Annotated in this window: 14 protein-coding genes; 3 read left to right on the forward strand and 11 right to left on the reverse strand. The window is 67.0% G+C overall.

The genetic code is table 11. The annotated features are described in order from the left end of the window. Positions 1 to 54: 54 nt before the first annotated feature. From AC2YHT_RS13250 to AC2YHT_RS13280, 7 genes are all read right to left on the reverse strand, one after another. Positions 55 to 2,199 (reverse strand): malate synthase G, encoded by a 2,145-nt coding sequence (locus tag AC2YHT_RS13250; protein ID WP_487290259.1) that lies wholly within the window; start codon positions 2,197 to 2,199, stop codon positions 55 to 57. Beyond that, positions 2,199 to 2,912 carry a fumarylacetoacetate hydrolase family protein gene (locus AC2YHT_RS13255; protein ID WP_487290260.1) on the reverse strand — a complete coding sequence of 238 codons (714 nt, stop codon included), beginning with the start codon at positions 2,910 to 2,912 and terminating at the stop codon, positions 2,199 to 2,201. The genes AC2YHT_RS13250 and AC2YHT_RS13255 overlap by 1 nt, the downstream gene beginning before the upstream one ends. After that, positions 2,909 to 3,808 (reverse strand): dihydrodipicolinate synthase family protein, encoded by a 900-nt coding sequence (locus AC2YHT_RS13260; RefSeq protein ID WP_487290261.1) that lies wholly within the window; start codon positions 3,806 to 3,808, stop codon positions 2,909 to 2,911. The genes AC2YHT_RS13255 and AC2YHT_RS13260 overlap by 4 nt, the downstream gene beginning before the upstream one ends. Before the next feature lie 17 nt (positions 3,809 to 3,825). Beyond that, positions 3,826 to 4,296 (reverse strand): cupin domain-containing protein, encoded by a 471-nt coding sequence (locus AC2YHT_RS13265; RefSeq protein WP_487290262.1) that lies wholly within the window; start codon positions 4,294 to 4,296, stop codon positions 3,826 to 3,828. Between the two features lie 20 nt (positions 4,297 to 4,316). Next, positions 4,317 to 5,429: a zinc-dependent alcohol dehydrogenase gene (locus tag AC2YHT_RS13270; protein ID WP_487290263.1), complete on the reverse strand. Its 1,113-nt coding sequence runs from the start codon at positions 5,427 to 5,429 to the stop codon at positions 4,317 to 4,319. A 482-nt stretch (positions 5,430 to 5,911) separates the two neighbouring features. Next, entirely contained in the window at positions 5,912 to 6,340 is a 429-nt protein-coding gene (locus AC2YHT_RS13275; RefSeq protein WP_487290264.1) for a GlcG/HbpS family heme-binding protein, read from the reverse strand. A gap of 264 nt (positions 6,341 to 6,604) precedes the next feature. Beyond that, positions 6,605 to 7,504, reverse strand: coding sequence for an SDR family oxidoreductase (locus tag AC2YHT_RS13280; protein WP_487290265.1), 900 nt, complete (start codon positions 7,502 to 7,504; stop codon positions 6,605 to 6,607). Positions 7,505 to 7,865: 361 nt separating this feature from the next. Between AC2YHT_RS13280 and AC2YHT_RS13285 the strand changes: the two genes are divergently transcribed. Next, on the forward strand, positions 7,866 to 8,312 hold the full coding sequence (locus AC2YHT_RS13285) for a DUF2147 domain-containing protein (RefSeq protein WP_487290266.1): 447 nt from the start codon (positions 7,866 to 7,868) through the stop codon (positions 8,310 to 8,312). Between the two features lie 408 nt (positions 8,313 to 8,720). Here the strand turns inward: AC2YHT_RS13285 and AC2YHT_RS13290 are convergent, their stop codons facing one another. Beyond that, positions 8,721 to 9,080 carry a hypothetical protein gene (locus AC2YHT_RS13290; RefSeq protein ID WP_487290267.1) on the reverse strand — a complete coding sequence of 120 codons (360 nt, stop codon included), beginning with the start codon at positions 9,078 to 9,080 and terminating at the stop codon, positions 8,721 to 8,723. A gap of 213 nt (positions 9,081 to 9,293) precedes the next feature. Beyond that, positions 9,294 to 10,760 (reverse strand): aldehyde dehydrogenase family protein, encoded by a 1,467-nt coding sequence (locus AC2YHT_RS13295; RefSeq protein WP_487290268.1) that lies wholly within the window; start codon positions 10,758 to 10,760, stop codon positions 9,294 to 9,296. A gap of 811 nt (positions 10,761 to 11,571) precedes the next feature. On the opposite strand from AC2YHT_RS13295, the gene AC2YHT_RS13300 reads away from it, so the two are divergent. Then, on the forward strand, positions 11,572 to 12,066 hold the full coding sequence (locus AC2YHT_RS13300; RefSeq protein WP_487290269.1) for a MerR family transcriptional regulator: 495 nt from the start codon (positions 11,572 to 11,574) through the stop codon (positions 12,064 to 12,066). A 102-nt stretch (positions 12,067 to 12,168) separates the two neighbouring features. Here the strand turns inward: AC2YHT_RS13300 and AC2YHT_RS13305 are convergent, their stop codons facing one another. Together AC2YHT_RS13305 and AC2YHT_RS13310 are read right to left on the reverse strand one after the other, a co-directional pair. Continuing rightward, positions 12,169 to 13,446, reverse strand: a complete 1,278-nt coding sequence (locus tag AC2YHT_RS13305; RefSeq protein ID WP_487290270.1) for a HAMP domain-containing sensor histidine kinase — start codon at positions 13,444 to 13,446, stop codon at positions 12,169 to 12,171. Beyond that, positions 13,443 to 14,153 carry a response regulator gene (locus AC2YHT_RS13310; protein ID WP_487290271.1) on the reverse strand — a complete coding sequence of 237 codons (711 nt, stop codon included), beginning with the start codon at positions 14,151 to 14,153 and terminating at the stop codon, positions 13,443 to 13,445. The genes AC2YHT_RS13305 and AC2YHT_RS13310 overlap by 4 nt, the downstream gene beginning before the upstream one ends. Positions 14,154 to 14,305: 152 nt before the next feature. On the opposite strand from AC2YHT_RS13310, the gene AC2YHT_RS13315 reads away from it, so the two are divergent. Further along, on the forward strand, positions 14,306 to 15,718 hold the full coding sequence (locus tag AC2YHT_RS13315) for an efflux transporter outer membrane subunit (protein ID WP_487290272.1): 1,413 nt from the start codon (positions 14,306 to 14,308) through the stop codon (positions 15,716 to 15,718). The last annotated feature ends 17 nt before the right edge of the window (positions 15,719 to 15,735 follow it).

Below are 15,735 nucleotides of genomic sequence, written 5' to 3' on the forward strand. Positions count from 1 at the left end.
AGCCCCCGTCTGGCGACGGGGGCTTTTGTTCGCCGGCGGGCGAGGTGGCCCGACCTAGGTGGCGGGCGGCGCGGCGCGGCGGCCCAGACGGGCGGCGTGCAGCAGCGGCTCTGTGTAACCGCTCGGCGCTTGAGCGCCTTCGAGGATCAGGGCGCGTGCGGCGCGAAACGCCTGGCTGCGCTCCAGGTCCACGCCCATCGGGCGATAGTCGATATCGGACCGGTTCTGGGCGTCGACGACCTGCGCCATCCGCCGCAGCGACGCCTCCACCGCCTCCAGCTTGATGACGCCATGGGTCAGCCAGTTGGCGAGGATCTGACTGGAGATCCTGCAGGTGGCGCGGTCTTCCATCAGGCCCACGCCGTCCAGGTCGGGCACCTTGGAACAGCCCACGCCCTGGTCCACCCAACGCACGACATAGCCCAGGATGCTCTGGACGTTGCCGTCGATCTCCCGCGCCAGCGCCTGCGGGGTCCACCGCTCGGGACCGGCGATCGGCGCGATCAGCAACTGGCTCTGGTCGGTCTGGCGCCCGGCCAGCTCAGCCTGGCGGGCGGTCACGTCGACCTGATGATAGTGCAGGGCGTGAAGGGTGGCCGCCGTTGGGCTAGGCACCCAGGCGGTGCTGGCGCCCGCGCGGGGATGGACGATCTTCTGGGCCAGCATGTCGGCCATCGCGTCGGGCATGGCCCACATGCCCTTGCCGATCTGGGCCCGTCCGGCCAGGCCGCAGGCCAGGCCCGCGTCGACATTGTTGTCCTCATAGGCCTGCAGCCAGGGCGCGGCGCGCATCTGGGGTTTGGACAGCACCGGACCCAGATGCATGGCGGTGTGAATCTCGTCGCCGGTGCGGTCGAGAAAGCCGGTGTTGATGAAGGCGATGCGCTCGCGAACCGCGGCGATCACAGCCCGCAGATTGACGCTGGTGCGTCGCTCCTCGTCCATCACCCCGACCTTCAGGGTGTTGGGCGCCAGATCCAGGGCCGCCTCGATGGCCGAAAACAGCTGGTCTGTGAACGCCGCCTCGGCCGGCCCGTGCAGCTTGGGCTTGACGATATAGACCGAGCCGGCCGGGCTGTTGCGGCGCGCGCCGCGAAGATCGTGCAGCGCCGTCAGGGCGGTGACCACCCCGTCGACAATGCCCTCCGGAACCGCCTGGCCGTCGAGCGTGGCCAGGGAGGTGGTCATCAGCAGACCGACATTGCGCGCCAGCATCACCGCGCGTCCCCTCAGGACCAACGCGCCGCCATCAGGAGCGGTATAGACGCGATCGGCCGCCAGGCGCCGCTCGATGAGCCGCCCGTCCTTCTTGAAGCTGGCCGCCAGGTCGCCCCGCATCAGGCCCAGCCAGTTGCGGTAGACCGCGATCTTGTCGTCCTCATCGACGGCGGCGACCGAGTCCTCGAAATCCATGATCGCCGAGCCCGCGCTCTCGATCACCAGGTCGGCGACGCCGGCCCGGTCGCGTCGGCCGATGGGGCTTTGCGGCGAGATCACCAGTTCCAGGTGCAGGCCGTGATTGCGCAGCAGGATCTTGTCGGGGCGCTCGGCCGCACCCGCGTAGCCGACAAACTGGGCCGGATCGCGCAAGCCCCCGCTGTCGGTGGCCAGCTGGCCGTTCTCGACCCGGTAGGCGGTGACCGCCGCATGGCTGCCCGCCGCTAGCGGGGCGATCTCGTCGAGACGGGCGCGACACCAGGCCACGACGGCGTCGCCGCGGCCGGTGTCGTATCCGCTAGGCGCGGCCGCGCCGGGCAGAGCGTCGGTGCCGTAGAGCGCGTCATAGAGGCTGCCCCAGCGGGCGTTGGCGGCGTTGAGCGCGTAGCGCGCATTGTCGATTGGCACGACCAGTTGCGGCGCGGCCAGGGTCGACAGCTCCGGATCGACGTTCTGGGTGGCGATCGCAAAGGCGGGCGGCTGGGGCTGCAAGTAGCCGATCTCCCGCAGAAACGCCGCCTCGGCCTGCGGCGACGGCGCCTGGCCCTTCCAAGCGGCGTTGCGGGTGTCGATCAGGCTTTGCAGCCGGTCGCGCTCGGCCAGCAAGGCCGCGTTGACCGGCGCGAACCGGGCGATGATCTCGCCAAAGGCCGTCCAGAACCGCGCGCGATCGAGGTCCAGACCGGCCAGCACTTCGGTCTCGACATAGTCGCGCAGACGCGGGTGGAACCGGACACGGTCAGCGGCGAGCGTTTGCGTCATCAGGAAACCTCGTGTTCGCGCGTCGCGGGACGCGCTAGGTAGGCCGTGCGCAGCGACGGCGCAGCGTCGCTGTGGGCTTCGAGGACGTCGCCAGCGGCGACCGGGCCAACGCCGGCCGGCGTGCCGGTCAGCAGGATGTCGCCCGGCTCCAGCCGCACGAGGCGTGACAGCGCCGAGACGCAGTCCGCCACGGACCAGATCATGTCGACGAACCTGCCGCTCTGGCGAACCTGACCGTTGATCGTCAGACCGATCGTCCCACTCGGCTCCAGACCGCGCGCCGGGCGCACCGCCCCGATCGGGCAGGATTGGTCAAACCCCTTGGCCATGTCCCAGGGCCGGCCGTCGCGCTTGGCCAGGGCCTGTAGATCGCGACGCGTCATGTCCAGCGCCAGCGCGTAGCCGTAAACGCACGCCAAGGCTTGCTGAGCCGTCAGGTCCACGCCGCCACGGTCAAGGGCGACGGCCAGCTCAACCTCGTGATGCAGATCGCTCGTCGCCAGCGGGAAGGGCAGGGCGCCTCCGCCCGGCACGATGGCGTCTGTCGGCTTGGCGAAGAAGAAGGGCGGCTCGCGAACCGGGTCGCCGCCCATTTCAAGCGCGTGATCGGCGTAGTTGCGACCCACGCACCACACCCGCCGCACCGGAAAGGTCAGGGACTCGCCCTCAATGGCGATCGCTGGATGCGGCGCGGGCTGAAAGGCGTAGGTCATGCGACGGGGCTTGGGGCGCAGAGCGCGACGTGACGCGAGACCAGGGTCTGCATCTGTTCGGCCAGCAGCGGCGAGAAGGGCGGCAGGGTCCGGGCATGTTCCAGATCACCCGAGAGGTGGGCGACCATGGCCTTGACGCCGGGGACCAGCGGCAGGCCGTCGAAGATGCCGCGGACGGCCACAGCCCGCGCGAGGGCGGCCTTGTCGCCATGGTGGTAGGCCAAGGCGCAGTCGATCGCGTTGAGATTGGCCGTCGCCGAGATGCAGCCGGCGAACGGGCCCTCGTCGCGGGCCAGCATCAGATTGGCCTCGTTGGATGGGAAGACGTCCAGGTGCGTCGATAGAGCCGCGATCTGGCGCGCATAGGCGATATCGCCCGAAGAGTCCTTGAGGCCCGCGATCAGATCGCCAAAACGCGCGACCAGGGCCGCGACCAGCGCCGGCGTATAGGGCGTGCCCGAGAGCGCCGGGAAATTATAGAGATAGAGCGGCAGCGGCGCGGCCGCCGAACTGTTGGCGACTTCGTCGAAGACCCGCAGGATGCCCGCGTCGGTGACCGGTTGATAGTAGAATGGCGGCAGGAGCAGCGCGCCAGCGAAACCCAGCTCGCCGGCCTCGCGCGTCAGCACCGTCGCATCGCGCACGGCGGCCGCCCCCGTCCCGACCATCATCCGGGCCAGGGGAAGGCCCGACCCGGCCAGGGCGTTCATGACGTCCATGCGTTGGGACACTGACAACGAGGTGGCCTCGCCCGTCGTGCCCAGCACGTTCAGGCCGTCGCAACCGCTGTCCAGGAGCTGGCGGGCCCGCGCGAGGAACCGGTGGATGTCCGGCTCACCGCTCTCGAGAACGGGGGTGGTGATGGCGGCGATCACGCCGCGAAGTCGCTTGGTCATGGTCGTTCCTGAAGGGGCTAGGCGAGCTGCGCCGGCTCGGGCTGCAAGCGCATGGCGTCGGGAATCTCGATCGGCCCATTGGCCGCATTGTCCAGAAACTCGACGGTCACGAAGATCAGGTCGGTCTCGCCCACGTTCTGGATGGCGTGGACGAAGAAATCGCCTTCGCCGTGCTCGAAATGGCGGGTCTCGCCGGCATAGTGGTGAACGTCCATGATCCGGCCGTCCTGGTAGTAGCCGCGCGCCACGCCGGCCGTGGTCGTGGTCCAGAAATAGTCCAACACATGGCGGTGGAAGGTCAGCCAGCCGCCAGGCGGCAGGAACAGGTGCCAGACCCGGACGCGCTCGGTCTCGGAGACCAGGACGCTGCCGACGCCGCCACTGAACTGATTGGCCTCGAACTCTGCGCGCAGCTCCGGCGGCCAGTCGCGCAGCGGGTCTTCGGGCGGACCGGGCGGCGCGATCTCGACGATCTTGTGGGCGCTCATGGTGAGGATCTCCTGCGCGATCAGTCTTGCGGCCGCACGACGACCTTGATCGCGTTGTCGACGCGCTCGCGGGCGTAGCGGAGCGCTTCGGGCAGCGCGCCGAGGCCGAAGGTATGGGTGTGGATGAGGGTGGCGTCGAAGCGCCGCTGGGCCATGAAGGCCATGGCCCGCCGCACGGCGCTCTTTCCCTCGCCGCGGATGCCATAGATGTAGACGTTGTTGCGCACGGCGGTCGGCAGGTCGACGCCCACCGGGGCGTGCGGGAACGCCGCCAGGCAGATCTTCCCGCCGCGATTGATCATGCCGATCGCCTCGTTCACCGAGGCTTCGGTGCCCGCGCAGTCGAGGACGAAATCCACCCCGCCAGGACATAGACGATGGACTGCGGCGACGACGTCCTCCTCGCGGGCGTTGAGGGTCACGTCGGCGCCCAGCTTCTCGCCGATCGCCAGGCGGTCAGGGCGCGTGCCCGTCAGGATCACCGTGGCCGCGCCGAGCGACTTGGCGATCGCCGCCGCCAGGAGGCCGATCGGACCCGGGCCGAGGATGGCGACGCTATCGCCGGCCATCAGGCCGCCCAGTTCGGTGAAGCCATACATCGACGTGCCGGCCGTCACGACCAGCGCGGCCTCCTCGTCGCTCATCGTCTCGGGTACGCGCACCAGGGTGTTGACATGGTTGACCGCGTACTGGGCAAAGCCCCCGTCGGTCGTGAAGCCGTTGGCGCGATGACCCTTGTCGTTCCCCTCGTAGTTGGCCCCGTAGTTCAGGCAAGAGGTGTACATCCCCTCGCGGCAGCGGCGGCAACGGCCGCAGCCGGCGTGGATCTCGACGGTCACGCGATCGCCGATCGCCCAGTCATCGACCCCTTCGCCGAGCGCGGCGATGGTCCCCATGTACTCGTGGCCGGGCGTGAAGTTCTTGTTGAACGGCGCGCCGCCCTGGATGAGCGCGGGCGGGCCGTCGGCGATCACCTCCAGATCGGTGGCGCAGACCGCCACCGCGTCGATGCGCACCAGCACCTCGGCGCGGCCTGGGCGTGGCACGGGCTTTTCGGCCATCTCCAACTGGCCAGGCTCCTTGAGCACCCAGGCGCGCATGGTCTGGGGCGGATCTGTCACGAGCGATTGCATTTTACGGAACCTCGCCGGCGCTCTGCGCCAACCAATTTGACCAATGCTCAACCAATATGGCCGCAGACGATTTCGTTCAAGAGGCAAATCTCTCGAAAGTCTTGACAGACCGTGGGGAGGCGGCGAAATGACCAATCCAGAAAATTGGTTTGACCGGGCCTGGCTGAGCCCGTCCGCAGCCATTTTCGTCGCAATCACCGTGGCGCGGATCGCCCATCGCCCTACCGGCCCATCGCCAAGCCCGTCGCGGCGTCCAACAGGCCGGCGATGCGACGGGTCGCTCGATTTTGGTCGCGATGGGTGGGTTGAACGGGGCGGCGCGAGCCAGGCAGCAGGCGGATACGAAGCGCCGATCAGCCGAGCCAGGTCCCAAACCCCCAGCAGCGCCATCAGCCGCGCGAGGCGATCGACCAGGATGACCCGGTCATGGAATCGACCTTGAAGGCGCCGCAGGATAAGTCGGCCTCAGCCTCAGCCAGGGACTAGAGGGCTAGGCTGGTTAGGAGCTGGCGCAGGCCGGCTTCGGCGCAGGCCATGTCCTGCTCGGGCGAGCCTGACGAGACGCCGATGCCGCCCACGGTAACGCCGGCGACCGAGATCGGCAGACCGCCGCCAACCACGCAGAGGCGCCCGCCGAGCGCGGTGTGGATCCCGAACACCAAGTTCCCCGGCACGCAGGCGGCGTTATAGTCGTGCGTCGCCTTTCGGGCCGACGCAGCCGTGAAGGCCTTGTCGATCGCCACCTGCACCGAGTGGACCTTGCCGCCATCCATGCGCTCGAACGCGATTGGCGTGCCCGACTCGTCGACCACGGCGATGCACATCGGAACGCCGATCGCGGCCGCGTGAGCGCGGGCTCCGGCCAGGGCTTCACGCGCCTCTTCCAGAGACAGTCTTTGGATCTGCAACATGCTTTTCTCTCCAAATCGGCTGGCTTGTATTGGCCGTTGCGGTCAGCAGATACGAACCGTCAGCGGCGCTATAGGCGGTTGCGAAATCGCCGCGCGGCGGGGCGCGGCGGTGCAAGGCTCGTGGGTATCCGGCGCCAACGATGGCGCGTGACCACCGCCGGGGGCGGCGGGATCACAGCCATCGAACCTGTCGGGGCGAGAGCCGTCGTGGGCAGGGCCGCGCGGGGCGCTCTTGGCCGGGTTCCCGGTCTCGACTTCCCCGGCTCAGCGCGGCGTCGCGCGAAAGAGAGCGCGCAGGTGTTCGTCCAGTCCGGTCATGCGAAACCCCGGTGCGGCGACGGCTACGCTTTCACCGCGCGCCACGCAGCCGTGCTTATCCCAATGCGCGACCAACGGGATCAGCGAGGCGAAGCGATGGCGGCGCATGCGAAAGAGCGGCAGCAGCGCCTGGTAGAGGTGATAGGTGGGAAACCGGGGCGTGGCCTTGATCGTTCGACGGGCCGCGGCGCTCAGGGCGTGCTCGATCTGGGCCACCCGATAGCTGCCGGGAGCCACGAAATCGATCGCCCGATTGAGGACCACGTCCTTGCGCAGAAGTTCCTGGGCGATGAAGCGCGAGACGTCCTTCTGATTGACGTAGCAAAATTCCTGGCTCCGACGGACGGGGAGAAGGAACCGGCCCTTGCGCAGCATGTCCAGCCGCACGTCAAACAGGTCCTCCATATACGAGGCGCAGCGCAGGATGCTGTAGGGCAGCCCACTGTCGCGGATCTGGGCTTCGTTGTGGAACTTGGCGTCGAGCACGCCAACGCCGGTCGGGCGGTCGGCGCCAATCGCCGAGGTGTAAATCAGGTGGCGGGGTTTTGCGGTCTTGAGCGCGGCGATCACCAAACGCGCCGCCTCGACTTCGTTGGTCGGGTCGTTGAGCAAGGCCATGGGCGTCATCAGGAAGATCCCGTCCGCGCCTTCAGCGGCCCTGCGAACGTCGGCGGCGACCATCATATTGCCTTGGACAACCTCGGCGTTGGGGTACATCCGCGAAACCGCCTCGGGGCGGCGCGCCAGGATCCGCACCCGCAGGCCCTGGTCCAGGAAGCCCTGGACGAATGGGCGGGCGATGGGACCCGAAGCGCCAATGGCGACGATGAGTTTGCTTTCGAGCATGCCGACCTCCTCACCGCGTTCCTGCGCCTCTGCTTGATGGCCCGAGGTTTTGCGGATGAAATACCAATGACACCAATTTAAACCAATGCAACCCATTTTGGTCGCGGCGGTGACCGTCGACCGTCATGTCGACGTACCAGAGGCCCTAGCCGCTGGAAAAAGCTTAAATTCAGGCGATATTGGCGACGGCCGAGGTCAGTCTAAGTGAGGGGCTACGCCGCCGACAATCGCCGACACGCCAGAACGGCACGCCCCAATTAAGCCATATTTAGACCAAATCTCGCAAGCGTTGAACCAATATGGTTAAATGGTCGAGGGGGGCGGGCGAGCCCCGATCCTTCGCCGAGGCAAGGGCGAAGACATGGTCAATGTAAAGCTACGTTCAGGGGCGCCCGCTTGGGCTCTTGGCCTGCTGGCGCTGGTGTTCGCCACCGGTTCGGCTCAGGCCGCGCCAATCGAGGGCGATTGGCTGACCCAGACGGGCGGCGCCAAGATCCGACTCGCCGCGTGCCGCGATCAGGCTGGAAAGCTATGCGGAACGATCATTTGGATGAGCCAGGCGGCCCGGGGCGATGGGACCGATCGGAACAACCCCGACCCGAGCCTGAGGACACGCAAGCTCGTGGGTACGCTGATGTTGATCGACTTTCGGCCCGATGGCCTCAATCAATGGATTGGCGGGACGATCTACGATCCGCGCACCGGCAAGACCTACGCCAGCAAGATCACCGGGCAGTCCGACGGCACGCTGAAGGTGGAGGGCTGCGTGTCGGTCATCTGTCGCGGTCAAACCTGGCGGCGGCCTTGAACCATGCTGGAGGCGCCTTTGGGTCACGGCGAGGTCGGCGAGGCCTCTGGGGCGCCGACCGTCAGACCTTGAACCGGCCGCGGGTTGTTTGCGCGGCCTATCAGGCCTTGGCGGACCCTGAGCATCATGCCGATGTTCGGGGGGCGAACCGCTCGAATAGGCCGCGCTAGACGTCGCTCGCTATCACGGGCGTCATTCGCAGGCGCGGGCAACGGATCAGACGGGGCGGGCGGTTGCGTCACCCATACAGGCCATCGGCGGCGGCGCGGTTCGGCCTGGAGCGTGCTGCGCCGACGGCGCGATTCGAGGAAGCCCTTGTAGACATTGCGCGGCTAACCGCGTCAGCGCCGAAGGCAAAAAGCCCTCCCATTACGGGAGGGAGTTTTGTGGGAGTCGCTGGAAGCCGCGCTAGAGGCGCGAGCCGTTCACCTTGCCCTTGCCCAGCATGCCGAGCTTGACCTCGCCGGTTGCGGTGTCGCCGCTGAAGGTCACCTCGAATTCGAGCGTGAGGGGCATCGGGGCGGTGAGCTTGGTCGTCCAGGACAGCTGATCGCCTTCCACCTTACCCTCGACCGGATTCTCGCCCATGGCGCCGCGCGCCACGCCGGTGAAGGTCGAGCCGGCGACCGTAATGTCCAGTTCGCCTTCGCGCGGCCCCATCGGAGTCGTCACGATCAGTTTCCATTTGCCGTCTGCGGACATGTCTTGCTCCTTTGGCCGTGCGGGGTGCGTGGCCTTGATGACGTTGGTTGTGTCTTCGGCGTCCATCTGGGCCGGACGCCAATCCCTGCTGATGCATCAGGGGCCTGGTGCTGGCCCTCGAGCGTGACATCTGATTGGAGAGGTCGTGCTGCCAAACGGGTCAGCCTGCACCTCGCCATGGTCGCAAAGGATCGGGCGCCGCCGCCGGAGCCGACAGGTCAGAGGACCCGCGCGGAGCCTGGGTTCTCCAGGCGCCGCGGCAGCTCAAACCTTGCCGTTTTACGGCCCGGGTGGTCGCGGTTCGATATTGAGGGTTTGCGCTTCGAGATAGGCTTCGACGCCCATCGTGCCAAAGCTTCGGCCAAGACCGGACTCCTTCATCCCGCCAAACGGCGCGGCCGGGTCAGGCAAACCATGAGCGTTGACCCACACCGTGCCGACCTCTAGCCTGCGGCTCAGATTGTCGGCCTTGGCCAGGTCTCGGGTCCAGATCGATGCGGACAGCCCGTAGCGTGTCGCATTGGCGCGCGCCACCACATCGTCCTCCGAGGTCCAGGACAACACGGGCAAGGCTGGACCGAACTGTTCTTCGCGGACCAGTCGGACATCCTCGGCAAGTCCGGTGATGATCGTCGGCGGATAGAAGAAGCCAGGACCCTCCAGCGGCTGTCCGCCAACCTCGACCTTGGCGCCGTCCTGCTGTCGCGCCTCGTCGACGAGTTCGCGCACGCGTTCGTACTGAGCCGCGTTCTGAATGGGCCCCATAGCGACCCCGGGCTCGAACCCGTCGCCCACCGGGAAGTGTCGCGCCATCTCCACCAGGCGCGCCACGAGATCGTCATGGATGTCGGCGTGGACGTAGAGGCGCTTGATGGCCATGCAGACCTGTCCGGCATTGTTGAACGCGCCGAAGAAGATGCCGGGCGCGACTTTGTCGAGGTCGGCGTCGGGAAGCACGATGGCGGCGTCGTTGCCGCCCAGTTCCAGGGTCACGCGCTTCATGGTTCGCGACGCGCTCTCGACGACGCGCTTGCCGGTCTCGGTCGAGCCGGTGAAACTGATCTTGTCGATGCCCGGATGCTGGGTCATCGCCTTGCCAAGCTCGTCGCCGCCGCTCACGACGTTGAACACCCCCGGCGGCAGGACGTCGCGGCCGATGGCTCCGGCGATCAAGGTCGTCAACGGCGTGTACGGGGAGGGCTTGAGCACGACGGTGCAGCCCGCGATCAAGGCCTGGGCGACCTTCATCAGGCCAAGGAAAACCGGTACATTCCAGGGCGCGATAGCGCCCACGACGCCGACGGGCCGATGTCGGACCACCAGACTGCCGCTGACGCCGGGCCGGATCACTTGATCCTGGATGTCGATCTGGCTGAATTGATCGATCCAGATCGCGGTGCCGAAAATTTCCATCCGCGCGCTGTTGAGATCCTTGCCTTGTTCAAGCGTCAGAACATGGGCCAAGTCGTTGGCGCGAGCCATCAAGGCGCCAGCATAGGCCTTTAGCATCTCCGCTCTTGCCTGGTGGTCCAGAGCGCTCCAGGCCGGTAACGCCTCGCGCGCGGCGGCCACGGCGCGGTCGAGCGTATCGACGTCGGCGGCCGGCGCCATGCCCGCGAGGGTCGCCGTCGCCGGGTTTTGAACGGCGAACTTCTCACCGGTGGGCGCGGCGACGCCGGCGATCGTGTTCTCCAACTCCGTCGCCGCCACCGCAACGTCGATTGTATCTGGGAAGTTAAGCGGCATGATCTCCCTCGGGACTTTGGCTTGCGGTCGGCTTGGGTCGACGCTGGCGACCCCGGACGGACCCGGGCGTCTGCGCGACGGCCTTCGGCGGGATTTCTCCACGCCCGACCTCGTTTTCTGCGGTTTGCGTCCGACAGCGCGACCCTAGCAGTCGAATTCGGCGTGTCAATAATTAGTATACTTATTTAAAGCGGCCAGCGCATTTGCGCCCGCCACGCCGCTCAGGGCTGAGGCGCGACCTGTCGGTCGGCGCGCAAGTGTCGCTCAATCGAGGCTTGCGTCTCAATCTATAATATGAGTACTTATTATAATCCTATGCCGGTGACGCTCGCCTCATTTAGGCGGGAGAAAAGCGAGCGCTGTGCTTTTGGACGCCATCGGCGCGGGCGGGTCGAGATCGCTCGATCGAGCCGCTCGTCAGGCCCGAACCTCGAAACCCCGGCCGGTCGCTTGAGGGCGAACGGCTCACCACAGCCCCTCAAAGAAACGCTGTCGATCCTGATGCCCAACGCCAACAGCCCAGATTCTCAACCGCTCGTGCTCCTCCAGGCAGGGTTCGACGGCTTGCCGCTTGTCGAAACGCCTTCGCTTTTCTGGCGCATAGGCCGCTGGCTGCGCGAGCAGGGCGGTCGGCGTCCGATGTCGGTTCGGGTGGTGAACGAGGGGACCGCTATCGTCGATGGACGGGTTCTGGCGATCGACCATTTTGGGGCCGTGCGCGAGTTGTCCGGGGGAAGACGGCCACGCCCCTGGGAAGGGCGCGCGCCTAAGACGCTCTTTACTGGACGTGGCGGCTGACGAGCGTACGCCGGTGAGCAAGCAGTCCAGATCGATTGCGCGCGTCGCCGACGGGCCCTTGGATGTCATGGCCCGGCGGGGCGGGATGCGCCGCGAGCCTTTGGGGCAGGGGTCCGCGATGGGCCTGGTCGATATCCAGGCCGCCGCACGCGCCCTGGGCGTCAGCAGCCGAACGCTTCGCCACTACGAGGACAAAGGGCTGGTCCGCTCGCATCGCCTCGTCAGCAATGTCCGCGGTTACGACGCCCCCGCCCTTGAGCGCCTCCAGGCGGTCGTGGAACTGAGGGCCTTAGGGTTGTCGCTGGCGGCCATCGCCGGTTTCCTGACCTTGAGCGACGCCCCGGAAGCTCAGGCCAAGGCTGTACACGCCGCGTTGAGCGAGGCCTTGGTGCGGCAGCAGGCGCGCTTGTCGCGATTGACCGGCGTTCTCCAGTCCATGGGGGAGGGCGAGCGCGGTTTGCCGTTCGCCCTCTCGGGCCTGGGTCAAACGCCGTGCGGGCCGCCCTGACCGAGCGCCGGCATGAAGCCGTTCTGAACAGGTCGCGCAGGGCAGGGACGCGACGAACCTCGAGCGCGATCGCTGGGGCGGGGCGGGATGACGCGCCGTCGCTTACCCGGCTGGCCACGGCGTATCGAGCGGCGCGCCGCGGCGAGGTACGGTCACCACCATCTTCAGACCGCCGCTAAGCGGACCGTCTTCGGCCCGGATGTCGCCGCCGTGCCATAGGACCGCCTCGCGCGCGATCGCCAGACCCAGGCCGAAACCTTCGAGCCTTCGAGCCTCGCCATCGAAGCGCTTGAAGGCGTCGAACATCTCCTCCCTGGCCGCGGTTGGCACGCCTGGGCCCTTGTCGATGACTTCGAGCACCAACCGGTCGTGCTCAATGCCGGCGCGGACAAGCACCGTCTCGCCCGGTGGAGAATATTTCACCGCGTTGCGAATGACGTTTTCGAAAGCGCGGTAGAGAACCTCGCCCTTGGCGAAGGTCACAAACGGCGCCGCACCCTCGAAAGTCACCCGGCAAGCCTTTGTCTGGGCTTCGAAATTGGCGTCATCAATGATCGCGGAAACCAGATCCATCAGGTCGATTTTTTCTTCATGACCCAGGGCATGACCGGCTTTCAGCCGAGCCAGCGTCAAGATTTCGGCCAGCAGGCCTTCCAGACGATCGGCTTCTCTCTCGACGCGGGACACCATGTCCATACGGCCGTCGGGCGACTGCCGCAGAAGGCCGACGGCGACCTGGAGCCGCGCGAGCGGCGAACGAAGTTCGTGCGAAATGTTGTGGAGCAACCGCTGCTGGGCGAGCCACAGCTGCTCCAACTGGGCGGCCATGCCGTCGAATTCGTGCGCCAGATCGGCGATCTCGTCGCGGCGGGCGCCGACCCGAGCGCCCAACCGCGTGCTCAACTGGCCGGCCGAGACCGCGCGAAAACCCGCGCTCAGATGCGCCAGCGGAACGGAGAAATACCAAGCCAGGGCTGCGCTGAACAGGACACTGACAAACCCGCTGACAAGGAGCGGCGGCGCCAAGCTGGACTGAGGGGCGGCGATCGCTAACTGATAGCGCCGACCGTCCGGGGCCAACACCGTCTGGGTCGTGGACCCCAGAGCCACACCCGCGACGCCTGCGATGAATTTTCCCTCCGCGTCGTACAGGGCCATGCGCCCGTTGCGGCGCGCTTGTTGCAGCATAACGGGTTCTGCGGCGACGGGCCCGTCGGCGGCGATCACGTCGGCGACGATCTCTTGGACTTGGGCGACGGCGAGCATCTGGGCCGGACCGTTGCGCAGCACCGACAGCAGGGCCATGCCGATCACCAGCAGGCAGATCGAAGCCAGCCAAAAGGCCAGGAAGAATTTCCAGAATAGGCGGCTGGGCATCATGGACAGACCAACTGGTAGCCTTGACCTCGCACGCTCAGGATCCACGAGCCGCCACCGGGACGCAGACCGAGTTTTTGCCGGATGCTGCTGATGTGCACGTCGATACGGCGATCGTAGGCCGTCAGCGGCCGGCCCAGAGCACTGACCGACAGCTGCTCCTTGCTGACCAACTGTCCTGCGTGCCGCGCCAGTTCCTCAAGAAGGCTGTATTCGGTCCCGGTGAGGTCGAGGAGCGCGCCGGCCCATTCAGCCTTGCGGCTGGCCGGCCACAACCTCAAGGCGCCGCTGGCGATGACGGCGGTCGCGGCGGGCTCGTCACGCGCCACGATACGCCGCAGGATCGCGCGAATGCGCGCAACGAGCTCGCCTGGGGAACACGGCTTGGGAAGGTAGTCGTCCGCGCCCAGATCGAGCCCGGCGATCCGGTCCACCTCGTCGCCCCGCGCTGTCAGCAGCAGGATCGGGATCGTACTGGCGCGGCGGATCCGTCCCAAGACCTCGATGCCCGAGCGCCGCGGCAGCATGACGTCAAGGACGACGAGATCGAAATCGCCCGACAGGGCGGCGGTCTCGCCCTGTTGGCCGTCGTGGGCCGTGCCGACGCCGAAGCCCTCACAGACGAGGAACTCCGAGAGCATGGCGGTCAGCTCATCGTCGTCGTCGATGAGCAAAATCCGGGGCGCGGCTGGGGTTTGGGCTGTGTTCACGAGAACGTCTTTATGCCGGGTTGGTGACCGCTCGCCGCTGGCTTTACAGTTCTTAACACAACTTTTTCCCAACTTTACTTCCGCCGCGCACCGCCTAACACGCTGATCGCCTAAGTCAGACTCTCTGTTGAACCGACCCTTCGGAGAGGCTCTTGGATCGATTTCGAGTTCTGGCGCCGGCGCTGGCCTTGCTGGCGACGGCCTGTACGGTCGGTCCGGACTACCAGCGCCCAGACCCTCAAGTGGCGGCTGAGTGGTCGGCCCCGACCCCGCACGGCGACGCCAACGCCGCCCTGGCCGACTGGTGGGCGCGCTTCGACGACCCCGTCCTCACGGCGTTGCAGGCCCAGGCCCAGCAAAACAGCCCCACGCTCGACCAGGCGCTCGCCCGCATTGATCAGGCGCGCGCCAATCTCAGTACTCAGCGTGCAGCGGGTCTGCCCAGCGCGACGGCCTCGGCCATGCGAACGCGGTCCAAGCAGGTCTTGACGACGGGACAGGACATCGTGGCGACCACGAGCCAGGAGAGCCTCGACGCCAGTTGGGAACTCGATCTGTTCGGCAAGACACGCCGCAATGTCCAGGCCGCCCGAGCGCGCATTCAGGCGCGGGCGGACGATTGGCACGACGCGCGGATCTCTCTGGCCGCGGAAGTGGCGGACGACTACGTGCGCTACCGCGGCTGTGAGCAATTGGCTCAGGTGCTCGTCCAGGAAACGGCTTCGCAAGAGACCTCCGCGCGCCTGACGCGGATCAATGCGAACGCCGGCTTCTCGCCGGCGTCCGACGCGGCCCTGGCGGACGCCGCGGCGGCGAGCACCCGATCTTCGCTTACCGACCAAGAAGGACAGTGCGACCTGCTGGTCAAGAGCCTCGCGTCCCTGACGGGGCGACCGGAGAGCCAGTTACGCGCCAGCATGGCTGCCGGCGACCTCGGTCTGCCCAGGCCCGCGTCGCTTGATGTGACCAGCCTGCCGGCGGACCTGGTTCGACAACGACCCGATGTGGCGTCCAGCGAGCGCGAACTGGCGGCCAGCAACGCCGAAATCGGCGCAGCCGTCGCCAATCGCTATCCCAGCCTGACCTTGTCGGGGTCGATCTCGACGAGCGGGGGCGCTGATCAATGGTCGTTTGGGCCGTCCCTGTCCCTGCCGATCTTCGATGGCGGACAACGTCGCGCCAACGTCAGGTCCGCGCGCGCCAGCTATGCCTATCAATTGGCCGCCTATCGCCAGACCGTCCGCAGCGCGGTTCTCGAGGTCGAGCAAGACTTGGTGCAACTGGACGTCGCGCGCCGCCGACAGGCCGACGCCGACCTCGCGGCCCAAGGCTACCACGCTAGCTTCATGGCCACCGACCAACTTTATCGGGCCGGCAACGCGGCGCTCCTCGACCGCGAGACCGCCCGGCGCACGGCCTTGGACGCACAACAGTCGCTGATCAATCTTCGCGTCACCGAGCTTCGCCAGTGGATAGCGCTCTACAAGGCGCTCGGCGGCGGCTGGGACACGACAAAAGACACCTTGGCCGATTCAAAGCGCTCAGACGGAGTTTCCCCGCCGTGATGTTCCGACCTATCCAC

The organism is Caulobacter sp. SRI_008 (genome assembly GCF_057586355.1).

Bases quoted from the DNA above. Each gene is read 5' to 3' on its own strand.
- AC2YHT_RS13250 (WP_487290259.1), bottom strand. From the start codon at position 2,199: ATGACGCAAACGCTCGCCGCTGACCGTGTCCGGTTCCACCCGCGTCTG.
- AC2YHT_RS13255 (WP_487290260.1), bottom strand. From the start codon at position 2,912: ATGACCTACGCCTTTCAGCCCGCGCCGCATCCAGCGATCGCCATTGAG.
- AC2YHT_RS13260 (WP_487290261.1), bottom strand. From the start codon at position 3,808: ATGACCAAGCGACTTCGCGGCGTGATCGCCGCCATCACCACCCCCGTT.
- AC2YHT_RS13265 (WP_487290262.1), bottom strand. From the start codon at position 4,296: ATGAGCGCCCACAAGATCGTCGAGATCGCGCCGCCCGGTCCGCCCGAA.
- AC2YHT_RS13270 (WP_487290263.1), bottom strand. From the start codon at position 5,429: ATGCAATCGCTCGTGACAGATCCGCCCCAGACCATGCGCGCCTGGGTG.
- AC2YHT_RS13275 (WP_487290264.1), bottom strand. From the start codon at position 6,340: ATGTTGCAGATCCAAAGACTGTCTCTGGAAGAGGCGCGTGAAGCCCTG.
- AC2YHT_RS13280 (WP_487290265.1), bottom strand. From the start codon at position 7,504: ATGCTCGAAAGCAAACTCATCGTCGCCATTGGCGCTTCGGGTCCCATC.
- AC2YHT_RS13285 (WP_487290266.1), top strand. From the start codon at position 7,866: ATGGTCAATGTAAAGCTACGTTCAGGGGCGCCCGCTTGGGCTCTTGGC.
- AC2YHT_RS13290 (WP_487290267.1), bottom strand. From the start codon at position 9,080: ATGGACGCCGAAGACACAACCAACGTCATCAAGGCCACGCACCCCGCA.
- AC2YHT_RS13295 (WP_487290268.1), bottom strand. From the start codon at position 10,760: ATGCCGCTTAACTTCCCAGATACAATCGACGTTGCGGTGGCGGCGACG.
- AC2YHT_RS13305 (WP_487290270.1), bottom strand. From the start codon at position 13,446: ATGATGCCCAGCCGCCTATTCTGGAAATTCTTCCTGGCCTTTTGGCTG.